Here is a 12,299-nt window from a genome sequence, read left to right on the forward strand (position 1 = left end):
GTATGTTCTATACAAGTATGAGATGGCTTTTAAAAATAATCTTATGTTTCATTTTTCGAATTGAAGTCATTGGTATAAAAAATTTTCCTAAAAATGGTCCAGTCATTGTGGCAGCAAACCATACAAGCAATTATGATCCTGTTATTCTTTTCAGTATCTTTAACCGAAAAATTCATTTTTTAGCGAAAAAGGAACTGTTTCAGCGACGTATGACCAATTGGTTTTTTCAAAAACTTCATGCTATTCCTGTTGACCGACAAAGCGGAGTTGTCATTCGTCCAGTCCGCCGTTCCTTAAAGGTGATTGAAAATGGGGAAGTACTTGGAATTTTCCCTGAAGGTAAAAGATGTAAAAATGGGGAAAGTGTCAATCCGAAAAAAGGGGTAGCTTTTTTCGGGTTAAAAACAGGAGCGCCTGTTCTTCCGGTTGCGATTATTTTTCTGGATACGAAAAAGTGGATTCGAAAGCCAGTAAAAGTTGTTATAGGGCCAATGATGTATTTAAACGAACTTAAAAGGTCAGATTATGCCGTACTTGCAGAGGCTGTTATGAATCGCTCAAGAGAACTTAGAGAAATGTATACGTAAGTTGACAATTTAAATAAAAACTTGCTCAGTGGTTTCGGTTACTGGATATTTTTTCTCTTGTTGCTCACTACACCATTTCTTCATCAAACGTTTTTCTCCCGGAAAGATATGACGGTAAACTTAGACGGAGAAAAAAGCAGCTCAATCACTTGTATTTGAGCATATTCGTGTATTTGTCCCCTTGAGCTGTTTGAATATTTTCCTTATCAGGAGGGAAAAATTGTTATTAAGAAAGTAGACGGTAAAATGGCGAAATTAATGAAAATAATCCTAAGTTATGGAATGATCTTTTTAACCATGCGCAATAAAACCGATTTTCGCATATCTTGTAACACTTTCACCATCTCTTATAAAAAGGAAAGATCTATAGTATGTATTATTTTATTGTCAATAGAGTCTCAGGAAACGGAAAAGGACTAAAAGTTTGGAAAAAGGTTGAGAAGTTGCTTAAAGAAAAACGGGTAAATTATCAAGTGCGTTTTACCGAACGACCAAAACATGCAGTAGAAATCGCTAAAGAGTTTTCTTCTGAAAAATGTGATGCTGTTGTTGCTATAGGTGGAGATGGTACAATCCATGATGTTGCTAACGGATTAATCGGTTCGAATATACCTTTGGGTATTATTCCTGCAGGATCGGGAAATGATCTCGCAAGGGCTCTTGATATACCAATGGACTATAAAAAGGCATTAGAACGAATTTTAATGGGAAAGCAAAGAACTATTGATGTTGGAAGAATTGGTAAAGAATACTGCATTACTGTAACAGGGATCGGTTTTGACGGTAAAGTTGCTGATGTAAACAATTCTTCCAAATATAAAAATTGGTTAAATTTCATTAAATTAGGTGCCCTTTCGTATGGATTTAGCGTCTTGCATGTTTTATTAAACTATCGTCCTGTCAATATTCAATTAAAGGTTGATGGGAAGAGCTTCGTTTTTTTTAATGTATGGTTAATTGCCATTGCCAATATCCCGAATTACGGAGGAGGTATTAGAATATGTCCGGATGCTTGTTATAATGATGGGCTTTTTGACATTTGTATCGTACACAACATAACAAAATGGGAGCTGTTACGCATGTTTCCAAAGGCGTATAAAGGCAAACATGTTTTTCATCCTAGTGTAACCATGATAAAAGGAAAACACGTAGAAGTTACCTCTGGATGGCCAGTTATTGTCCAAAGCGATGGCGAGATCCTCACTAAAACTCCAGTGAATGTGATGATTCAGAAGGAGGCATTGCTGATCATTTCATAGAGTGGTGACAGCCATAAAAGATTTTTAAGCTGCTTAGAGTGAACACCACCGAAGCTGTCAACAGGCGCAAAATATATTTTATTTTTTGATTGGTATTTTTGTTTAGCGATTCCTTCAACATAAAAAAATAGTAGATAAGCATTCATAAATTTTGCCGTCAAACTCCAGATTCTGATCCAAAAGTGTCTGACCTCCCGTGAAATCCATAATAGTGTTCTCATCTAACGTTATGTGCTATAGAGTCTAACACTTTGCTTTAGGATCAGACACTTATGTCACATCATCTACAAAATACTTTCCGGAATAAGCTGGTTAACAATAAATTTGGCACTTGCCAATGGGTCTATTTTTTGTTGAAATTGCCTTATTTTATTGTGTAAAAACTCCAACTCTTGTGGAGAAAAAAGTAATTTTTCGATCAAACGATCAATATAATTTGTATCATCAATTTTTATAGCCAATTGATTATTGATTAAAAAATCACAATTTTTTTCTTCATGACCAGGGATTGGTTGATATATATACATAGGCAGCCCCTTTGATAAAGCTTCAAAACAGGTCAATCCACCCGGTTTTGTAATAAGTAAATCAGCCGCTTCCATCCACTCGTCAATGTGGTTAACGAACCCTAAAATATGAAAATGAGGATGATGGAACATTTTATCTCTTAACAGTGCGGTTCTTAGTGCTTTGTTGAATCCAGTACATATGATGACCTGAATTTTTTCTTTCCATTTTAAAAGAGCATGAGCAATTGGCTCGATTCCTCCTAATCCTAATCCTCCTCCCATGATGATGACGGTAGGAATATTTTTCAATTTTAATTTTTTTCGCATTTCCTGTTTGTTTTTCTTTATCCAAAAATTCGACCTTATTGGCAAGCCCGTTACTACAATCCGATTTTTTGGAATTCCCATATTTATTAATTGATTATACGTATCCTCACTCGATACCAAATATACATCTACCTCTGGATGAACCCATGCTCCATGAACATGAAAATCAGTGATCACCGAACAAAGAGTAAACCTATAACCCATCCTCTTTAGTCGGGATACAGATGAGCTGGTAAATGGATGAGTGCAAATAATAAGGTGAGGTTTTTCCTGATTAAGAAGAACTTCAATTTGTCGATGGAATAGCTGATAAATAACAAATTTTTTCCAATTAGAAAGAGGCTCGGTCTGTTTATAGCCATACATTTTTCCCCATAATGAAGGAGAGTGGACGATTATTTTGAGGTACGTATTAAGTAACATCTTTGTAGTAAGAGGATGAAGTGTTTGACCTACCTCTAAAATTTTTGTTTGGATGGAGGGTTCAAGATAAGAAATTCCTTGCATCAACGCTTCTGCAGCTTTTGTATGACCACTGCCAATGGCTTCTGATAGGATTAATACTTTCTTACTCACGAATGACACCCCCTTAACTCAATCATCTAATTTTAAGGATTTGCAATTTTGTCGATAATGGGCATCATATTCGCTAGACACTTTATGGGCACATTATCGTACTAAAATAGCAAAACAATTGATACAAGTACTAATCTCTCATCGCAAGTTCCTCCAAAATAGTCGAAACTTGTTTGCTTAAATGTTTTTTATTGAGGTTATAAAGGACATTTTTTGTATAATTGGTCAATCCAAGTTTTCTTATGAGCTTCAATTTATTCCCATAATTAATAACTTCTTCTTCATGATCATCTTCCCTCTCATTTGATTAGACTAAGTAAAGTATGTTACAAAAACACGGAGTTTATGATGAGTTCAAAGATTAGATAATGGGGGAATATCAGCCAAGTATGTTAGAGGGGACGATTCCATTTTCCTTTATATTTTCAAATTATTACCTGTTATGATTTCTTAAATTTAAGTTTAATTAATGGATGTCTACTATATTACAAGGAGGCAACAATAAATGACAGTTGGAACTCAAGTTCAACAAACTTTAGCAGGTTTAAAAAGTGCCCAGGCAAGTTTTGAAACGTTTGCTCTTCAAACTGATAACCAGCAAGCAAAACAAATGTACCAGCAAACGGCACAACAAACTCAACAAATTCAGCAAGAAGAACCGCAGTATAATCAAAATCAACAGCAACAACAACAGAAGCAATAAATCAAATAAAAATTCCAATTTGGGTGTAGGCAAGGATTAATTTTTATCACTTCGCTATTCTGTCCAGTATTCGAGACTCCCCTTTAACTTTTCGATTTTGGACACTTATCAGCTTGACTTTTCACCTTCTATTGTTGAGCCATATTGTTTACCAATATACTTAAAGGGGTTCCTAACAGTCTGAAAGCCTTTTGCTTTTTAGCAAAAGGCTTTCTATTTCGTAAACAGTGGATAAATTTTTTGCCACGTCCGGTATGCCCGACCGTTCCAATAGAAAAAGTAAGAAATTTTCCCGCCAAATTTGATTAAATGCTTCGCTAGTTTCTTGACATCTTTTTGTTGCTGGACTTTGTCATCGGATAAATACAAGCCGAGCAAGCCGCGATTGATTAAACGATGAAATTGTTCATTCGGCAATCCAGCGATATGTTTATCCGCCTCTTCGATAAAATGGCGCAATCGCTCCATCAACGAAGAATGATGCGGATAGTAGAAACAAAAATTTAAATCTCCGCCTAAACGATCTTCCTCTTGATCAATGAAATAATCGAGCAAAATATGTAATCCCTGAATGTATGGAAAATAACCGTTGCGCACTTTTAACGCCATTTCTTCATCAAACTTTTCGGTAAAAGCATAGGCTACTAAACAGAAAATACCGAGTGTAGAACCAGAACACGCGGAAAACTCATACCATTCCATTGGCGGAAGATTGTCTTTGTATTGGTTAAACCATTGTTTAAGCCGTGGTACACGCTCGTCCACTTTCACATGTTTATGCACTTGTAAATCACAATAATAACTAGCTAACTCCTGCAAAAACGGCGCAATTTTTTCATAATGCTTTACTTTTTTTAATACGTCTTGGCATGTTTGCACAAGTTCGTGAAGGTAGCCGCCGTCATCTTGTTCTTGGCGGTGCCGATAATAATTTTTTACTTTCGCATCTATACATAAGGCATCCGGCATTGAGTCATGGAGAGCGCGGAAATCGAGGGGGTCTAGCGATGTACTTCGGTCGCATAAATTATCAAGATAATCACTAATCGTTTGATAAGCGACAATAAAACGAATGCATTCCGCCATATCCGCTTCTGCCAAGATCGAAAGAATCGCTCCCCCTTCGCAATGAAATGCCTTTGTATGAATGCTTGCTAGCGCCTGTTTCCGCAATTCGCGATCAGGAATGGATTCTGCTTTTTGCTTCCAGTATGCTAACTCGCGATGCACAATCGGAAATACATCACGATATACTTTTTTCATTAAGCTAACAGGATGAGTAGGGATTTTCAAAAAGCTCACCTCAGCTATCATAATTGTGCTAAATATGTTCGTATTTTAAACACTCATCTATTCTTGGCTCGTCCTACAATGCATTTTAATTCTATAAAAGGTGAGCCACTATTGTTGTAATTGCACTTGTGTATCAAAAAAAGCTTTTGCGTATAAAAATACTTGATCTCGTTCCGGCTCATTAAATATCTCGTGATAAAGCTTGTTCCATTCTTTATAAACTTTTTCCGATATCGGCAGTTGATCAAACCACTCTTTGACAGCGACTTTGTCAACAATTTTATCGTCTCCACCTTGCATGAGCAACAATGGAATATCAGGAAATTTCCGGATATTTCTGTTTGCTAGATGGATCGCATGAATTAGTTCGCGATACCAACGTACCGATACTTTTGTAACATATAGAGAATCATTTTTATCCATTTCATGAATCTCTTTATTTCTCGTTGCCATCTCTACCGATAAACCTGAATCAAATAACATCGACGGCATTATATAATTTAACAACTTTGAAAGTAAATCAAGTGATTTGGATGGATAAGTGACTAACCCTAAACATGGTGAAGAGAGAATAACCCCTTTAACAGACAATCGTTTTTCTTGTAAGGTTCGAATAACGACAAGTCCCCCCAGACTATGGCCAAGAAGGAAAATTGGCAGATGAAATGCTTTAGCCGCCTCTACCCAATCAGCAACTTCATTAATATATTCATCAAACGATTCAATATGTCCTCGTTTCCGCCTTGTCGTTGTGCCTTGTCCTGGTAAATCCCCCATAACAACGTGATATCCACTTGAACGCCACATTTCAATTAGCCACTTGTAACGTCCGTGATGCTCAGCCGCACCGTGAACAATGACAATTGTTCCTTTCGCATTGTCTGCTTCCCATTTCCACATTATGAATTCCTCCTAGCTGTTGACGTTTACGAATGACAAAAAAATTTGTACACTAAACTTAAATATATTTTCCAAATTTATAACGAAAGGAAATGAAACGATGATTTACCCGTATAAAGGTAAGTACCCGAAAATTGCTGATTCCGCCTTTATTGCCGATTACGTCACCATCACTGGCGATGTCACTATTGGCGAAGAAACAAGCATTTGGTTTAATACGGTCATTCGCGGTGACGTGGCACCAACCATCATCGGCAACCGTGTCAATATTCAAGATAACTCGGTTTTGCACCAAAGTCCAAATCATCCGCTTATCATTGAAGACGATGTAACAGTCGGTCATCAAGTTATTTTACACAGTTCTATTATTAGAAAAAACGCGTTAATCGGTATGGGCTCCATTATTTTAGACGGGGCAGAAATTGGCGAAGGCGCATTTGTCGGCGCCGGCAGTCTCGTTCCTCAAGGAAAAAAAATCCCCCCATATACCCTTGCTTTTGGCCGTCCAGCAAAAGTTATTCGCGAACTAACAGAAGAAGATCAACGAGAAATGGAACGCATCCGCCGCGAATACGTTGAGAAAGGTCAATATTATAAATCCTTGCAACAAAAATAATCGTACAAAAACCGCGCTGAATAATGAAGCGTGGTTTTTCAATTTTAGCTAAATAAAAAACTTACAATTTTTACAATAAATTCGTATTATCTAAACATTATTGTTTTACTATATAAATGAGACATTTCCTTAAAGGAGTTTGAGAAATGATGACAAAATTTCTGAATCATGTTTACGATTTAGAATGTCGGATTTTCCGCAGTATCAACCGCCATTTTGACCGTAAATTTTTAAATCTTTATTTCCGTTATATTACCCATATTGGCGGAGCTACATTTTCGATTTTAACAGTAATATTAGCTATATTTCTATTCCCGCAAGATTGGCGCATGACCGCTGTTGCAAGCGCTTGTTCATTAACGATTAGTCATATCCCTGTTGCCATCATGAAACGCCTCTATCCTCGTCAAAGGCCATATTTAATATTAGATGAAACAAAAGTATTACAAAATCCGTTGAAAGACCATTCCTTTCCATCTGGACATACAACAGCTGTATTCTCGGTGGTAGTCCCAATTTTGCTAAGCTTTCCACACTTATCTTTTTTGCTTCTCCCCCTTGCCATTAGTGTCGCTCTTTCAAGAATTTATTTAGGGCTGCATTATCCATCTGATGTTCTTGCAGGCTGCCTGCTTGGAACCATTGTTGGTATTTTATCTTTTAATAGCATACATTCCTTATTTTAAAATCTATTACCGAATAGCGGAGGGGATATGATGAGAATCGCTCTTTTTACGGATACGTTTGTTCCGGAGGTCAACGGTGTCGCACGAACGTTAAAACGCTTTACCGACTTTTTAGACAAGAAACAAATTGAATATAAAGTATTTGCCCCTGAAACTCCAGATAAAGATCTATTCGCCGCACATATTCATCGCTTCACAAGCTTCCGTTTCTTCTTATATCCCGAATGCCGCATTGCTTTACCAAACATCATGCAAATTAAAGAAGAACTCCAAAAATTCAAACCACACCTAGTCCATGTAGCAACCCCTTTTAACATGGGGTTATGCGGCTTACATTTTGCTAAAAAACTGCAAATCCCCATTGTCGGTTCGTATCATACAGATTTTGACCAATATTTACATTACTATGATTTGCAATTTCTTTCCAAACTTTTATGGCGCTACATGCACTGGTTTCATCGCCCGCTACAAAAAATTTTTGTCCCGTCTCAAACAACGTTAGAACAATTAAAGCGCCACGGTTTTACAAACTTGCATATTTGGCCGCGCGGAGTCGATTGTTCGCTCTTTCATCCTCATTATAATAAACAAGAAATACGCGAAAAGTATCAAATTCATGAAAAATATCTCTTTGTCTATGTAGGACGAATTGCCGCAGAAAAAGATGTTCATCTTTTACCGCAAATAGCTAAACAGCTTCCGGAATCAGTGAAAAACGATGTTCATTGGTTAATAGTTGGGGATGGACCATTGAAGGAAAAACTTCAACAAGATATCCCAGATAACATGACATTTGTTGGATATTTACATGGCGAAGAATTAGCCAAAACCTATACCGCTGCGGACATCTTTGTTTTTCCTTCAGCTACCGAAACATTCGGAAACGTCGTGCTCGAGTCATTAGCCAGCGGGACGCCTGTCATTGGTGCTGACAGCGGCGGGGTCAAAAACATTGTCGAACACGGAAAATTCGGCTATTTATGCGAGCCTGGAAATGTAGAAAGTTTTGTTCACGCTATTTTGCAATGTTTGTTGAGCAATGCAAAAATAAAACAAATGGGCCTTGATGGACGTGCTTACGCCCTAACACAAAATTGGGATTCCATTTTTGAGGAACTGCTTGCTCAATACGAGGAAGTTATACGTCGTTCTCCATATGTTTTATACGCTTAGTCATTTCATACTGCCTCCATTCGTTTTAAATAGCCATTTTTCCATTAAAGCGAAAGAGGCTAACCCATAAGTGTCTGACCTCACGCACCATTCACAATAGTCGTACTTACCAAGCGTAATGTACGATATATAGGTGATTGTGGGGTCTGACACTTTGCTTTTGGGTCAGCCTCTTTCAAAAACTTATTCTTTCGATAAAGCAAGTGCTTGCTCTTTTAACGCCTCCGCTTTGTCTGTACGTTCCCACGGAAGGTCAATATCTGTGCGGCCGAAGTGACCGTAAGCAGCTGTTTGCTTATAAATCGGACGACGTAAATCTAGCATTTTAATAATGCCAGCTGGACGAAGGTCAAAGTTGTTACGCACAACTTCAATCAATACATCTTCTGATACTTTTCCTGTTCCAAATGTGTCAATCGAAATTGAAACTGGTTTTGCCACGCCGATTGCGTACGCTAATTGTACTTCACATTTATCTGCAAGTCCTGCCGCAACGATGTTTTTCGCCACATAACGTGCCGCATACGCAGCAGAGCGGTCAACTTTTGTAGGGTCTTTACCAGAGAACGCTCCACCACCGTGACGAGCATAACCACCGTAAGTATCAACGATAATTTTGCGGCCTGTTAAACCAGCGTCACCTTGTGGACCACCGATAACGAAACGACCTGTTGGGTTGATGAAATATTTTGTGTTTTCATCGATTAATTCAGCTGGTACAACTGGTTGAATCACATGTTCTTTAATATTGCGCACAATTTGCTCTTGTGTAATTTCTGGATGATGCTGCGTAGAAACAACAATGGTATCGATGCGGACTGGCTTGCCGTTTTCATCGTATTCAACTGTTACTTGTGTTTTTCCATCTGGACGTAAATAAGGAAGGATATCCTCTTTACGCACTTCTGCTAAACGACGAGAAAGTTTATGAGCTAAAGAAATAGGCAGCGGCATAAGTTCTTCTGTTTCATTGCATGCAAAACCGAACATTAAGCCTTGGTCGCCGGCACCAATCGCTTCGATTTCCTCGTCAGTCATCTGACCTTCGCGAGCTTCAAGCGCTTTGTCAACCCCCATTGCGATATCTGGTGATTGCTCATCAATAGAAGTTAAAACGGCGCAAGTATCTGCATCAAAACCGTATTTCGCACGAGTATAGCCGATTTCACGAATGGTATCGCGGACGATTTTTGGAATATCCACATAAGTAGATGTTGTAATTTCGCCGCTCACTAACACTAAACCTGTTGTTACGCTCGTTTCGCAAGCAACACGGGCATTAGGGTCTTTCGCTAAAATCGCATCTAAAATTGCATCTGAAATTTGGTCACAAATTTTATCAGGATGACCTTCCGTTACGGATTCAGAAGTAAATAGACGGCGTTTTGTTGACATACTAATTTCCTCCTTTTATTCATTTATGCATAAGCGAAGGCGGTTGACAGCCTTTTTATGGTGACACGGTACTCATTCCCTATTATTTGTTAAAACGCTAGCTGTTTAGCCAAAAATAAGCATATAAAAAACCTTTCCTTCAACTTCGAGGAAAGGTAATTGCTTTCATTTCGCGCCTTTCACTCTTATCGTTCAAGGACGTTGCCTTGCCACAGGTTAGCACCATTTCACATATATAATTCTGTGACGGTTGCTGGGTTTCATCGGGCCTGTCCCTCCACCAACTCGGGATAAGAGTATCCGTTCAATACGATATCATAACGTAATCATATAAAGAAAGTCAACAAATTTAGACAAATTTTTAATAAAGATTTTTCTTCCTCAAGAGTAAAATAAAGAAGAAAATGGCACCATCACTCATGTTTTAATAATTATATAGGATAGACCTTTTTATCTGACTGAAATCAGAAAATAAACGTAAAATAAAAAATAAAAATCAGCATAAATAGTATGGACTAATAAAATAAATGTGTTATACTATTTTTAGAATAAATCTCAAAAAGGTAGGTTTTGTAAATGAACACTGTTGATGTGACAAATAAATTAGTTGTATTGTTGCAACAGCCTAACACACGTCATAACTTATCCGTACCACAATTAGTAGAAAAAGCACTTGAACGCAAAGAAGGAATTCTTACTTCTACTGGTGCACTTCGCGCGACAACTGGGAAATATACCGGAAGATCTCCTAAAGACAAATTCATTGTGGAAGAAGCTTCCGTCAAAGATAAAATCGATTGGGGCACAGTAAATCAGCCGATTTCTGAAGAAGTATTCGACAAGCTTTATAATAAAGTAATTGATTATTTAATGAGTAAAGATGAAGTTTTTGTATTCAAAGGTTTCGCAGGGGCAGACGAAAAATATCGCATGCCAATTCAAGTGATAAACGAATTTGCATGGCATAACTTGTTTGCGTATCAGTTGTTTATTCGTCCAACAGCAGAAGAGTTACAAACACACGAAGCAGAATTTACCGTCATTTCCGCTCCAAACTTTAAAGCTGATCCTGCTGTAGATGGTACAAAATCAGAAACATTCATTATTATTTCTTTTGAACGCCGTACGGTATTAATCGGTGGAACAGAATATGCCGGAGAAATGAAAAAATCCATCTTCTCTGTTATGAACTATATACTTCCAGAACAAGGTATTTTGCCAATGCACTGTTCCGCAAACGTTGGACAAGAGGGCGATGTTGCTTTATTCTTCGGTCTTTCAGGAACAGGAAAAACAACACTGTCTGCAGATCCAAACCGCCGCTTGATTGGTGACGATGAACATGGCTGGTCCAATTCAGGTGTGTTCAACATCGAAGGCGGTTGCTATGCAAAATGCATTAATCTTTCCCGCGAGAAAGAACCGCAAATTTTCAATGCGATTCGCTTCGGTTCCGTGTTAGAAAACGTTATTGTCGACGAGCAAACGAGAGTAGCTGACTATGACGATGCGACATTAACAGAAAATACTCGTGCAGCATATCCAATTCAAGCGATGGATAACATTGTCGATCCTAGTATTGCCGGTCATCCAAGCACAATTATTTTCCTTACAGCTGACGCGTTCGGCGTATTGCCACCAATCAGCAAATTGACAAAAGAACAAGCAATGTATCATTTCTTAAGTGGTTACACAAGTAAACTAGCGGGAACAGAGCGCGGCATTACTTCACCGCAGGCAACGTTCTCTACATGCTTCGGCTCACCGTTCTTGCCGCTTCCGGCTACCCGCTATGCAGAAATGCTCGGTAAAAAAATCGACGAGCATAATGTGCAAGTATTTTTAGTAAACACTGGTTGGACTGGTGGAGAATACGGTGTTGGCAGCCGCATAAAATTACAATATACACGCGCCATGGTACAGGCAGCTGTTGAAGGCGAATTAAATAATGTTGAAACCGTAAAAGACCCTATTTTCGGCCTTGAAATTCCATTACATGTTCCTGGAGTACCTGATGAAGTGTTACAGCCGAAAAATACATGGGCAGATAAAGATGCATATGAAGCGAAAGCAAAAGAACTTGCTGCAAAATTCCGTGAAAACTTCAAAAAATTCGCTAATGTTGCTCCTGAAATCGAAAAATTAGGCGGACCAATTGCATAAGAAAAGCGGAGGCGATCGCTTAACGCCGAAGGAAAATGTTCTTCCGACGAGAAATGCTTGCATTTCGACGGAGGAAGAACATTTTCCAGAAGCTGCGCCTGCGATTACTCGG

11 protein-coding genes and 1 riboswitch are annotated in these 12,299 nt (G+C 38.3%); of the genes, 7 read left to right on the top strand and 4 right to left on the bottom strand.

Features of this window, described 5'->3' with window-relative positions:
- Positions 1-2: 2 nt before the first annotated feature.
- Both HNQ85_RS10115 and HNQ85_RS10120 read left to right on the top strand, forming a co-directional pair.
- Positions 3-587: a lysophospholipid acyltransferase family protein gene (locus tag HNQ85_RS10115; RefSeq protein WP_181537625.1), complete on the top strand. Its 585-nt coding sequence runs from the start codon at positions 3-5 to the stop codon at positions 585-587.
- 371 nt (positions 588-958) lie between these two features.
- Positions 959-1,846 (top strand): diacylglycerol/lipid kinase family protein, encoded by an 888-nt coding sequence (locus tag HNQ85_RS10120; protein WP_181537626.1) that lies wholly within the window; start codon positions 959-961, stop codon positions 1,844-1,846.
- A gap of 284 nt (positions 1,847-2,130) precedes the next feature.
- Here the strand turns inward: HNQ85_RS10120 and HNQ85_RS10125 are convergent, their stop codons facing one another.
- On the bottom strand, positions 2,131-3,258 hold the full coding sequence (locus HNQ85_RS10125; protein WP_181537627.1) for an MGDG synthase family glycosyltransferase: 1,128 nt from the start codon (positions 3,256-3,258) through the stop codon (positions 2,131-2,133).
- 505 nt (positions 3,259-3,763) lie between these two features.
- Here HNQ85_RS10125 and HNQ85_RS10130 point away from each other — a divergent pair.
- Positions 3,764-3,961, top strand: a complete 198-nt coding sequence (locus tag HNQ85_RS10130; RefSeq protein ID WP_181537628.1) for a DUF1657 domain-containing protein — start codon at positions 3,764-3,766, stop codon at positions 3,959-3,961.
- A 213-nt stretch (positions 3,962-4,174) separates the two neighbouring features.
- On the opposite strand, the gene HNQ85_RS10135 is transcribed toward HNQ85_RS10130, so the two are convergent.
- Positions 4,175-5,254, bottom strand: coding sequence for a tetraprenyl-beta-curcumene synthase family protein (locus HNQ85_RS10135; protein WP_181537629.1), 1,080 nt, complete (start codon positions 5,252-5,254; stop codon positions 4,175-4,177).
- Positions 5,255-5,362: 108 nt separating this feature from the next.
- Entirely contained in the window at positions 5,363-6,154 is a 792-nt protein-coding gene (locus HNQ85_RS10140; RefSeq protein ID WP_181537630.1) for an alpha/beta fold hydrolase, read from the bottom strand.
- A gap of 100 nt (positions 6,155-6,254) precedes the next feature.
- Between HNQ85_RS10140 and HNQ85_RS10145 the strand changes: the two genes are divergently transcribed.
- From HNQ85_RS10145 to HNQ85_RS10155, 3 genes are all read left to right on the top strand, one after another.
- Positions 6,255-6,770, top strand: coding sequence for a gamma carbonic anhydrase (locus HNQ85_RS10145; RefSeq protein WP_181537631.1), 516 nt, complete (start codon positions 6,255-6,257; stop codon positions 6,768-6,770).
- A 146-nt stretch (positions 6,771-6,916) separates the two neighbouring features.
- Complete coding sequence (locus HNQ85_RS10150; protein ID WP_181537632.1) at positions 6,917-7,456, top strand: phosphatase PAP2 family protein; 540 nt, start codon at positions 6,917-6,919, stop codon at positions 7,454-7,456.
- A gap of 30 nt (positions 7,457-7,486) precedes the next feature.
- On the top strand, positions 7,487-8,629 hold the full coding sequence (locus tag HNQ85_RS10155) for a glycosyltransferase family 4 protein (protein WP_181537633.1): 1,143 nt from the start codon (positions 7,487-7,489) through the stop codon (positions 8,627-8,629).
- 183 nt (positions 8,630-8,812) lie between these two features.
- Here HNQ85_RS10155 and metK read toward each other — a convergent pair whose 3' ends face one another.
- Complete coding sequence (gene metK / locus HNQ85_RS10160; protein WP_181537634.1) at positions 8,813-10,024, bottom strand: methionine adenosyltransferase; 1,212 nt, start codon at positions 10,022-10,024, stop codon at positions 8,813-8,815.
- A gap of 182 nt (positions 10,025-10,206) precedes the next feature.
- A riboswitch (SAM riboswitch) is annotated at positions 10,207-10,321 on the bottom strand.
- Between the two features lie 279 nt (positions 10,322-10,600).
- Between metK and pckA the strand changes: the two genes are divergently transcribed.
- Entirely contained in the window at positions 10,601-12,187 is a 1,587-nt protein-coding gene (pckA, locus tag HNQ85_RS10165) for a phosphoenolpyruvate carboxykinase (ATP) (RefSeq protein ID WP_181537635.1), read from the top strand.
- Positions 12,188-12,299: the final 112 nt, after the last annotated feature.

The sequence above is a fragment of the [Anoxybacillus] calidus genome, from assembly GCF_013760845.1.
GTDB lineage: Bacteria > Bacillota > Bacilli > Bacillales > Anoxybacillaceae > Paranoxybacillus > Paranoxybacillus calidus.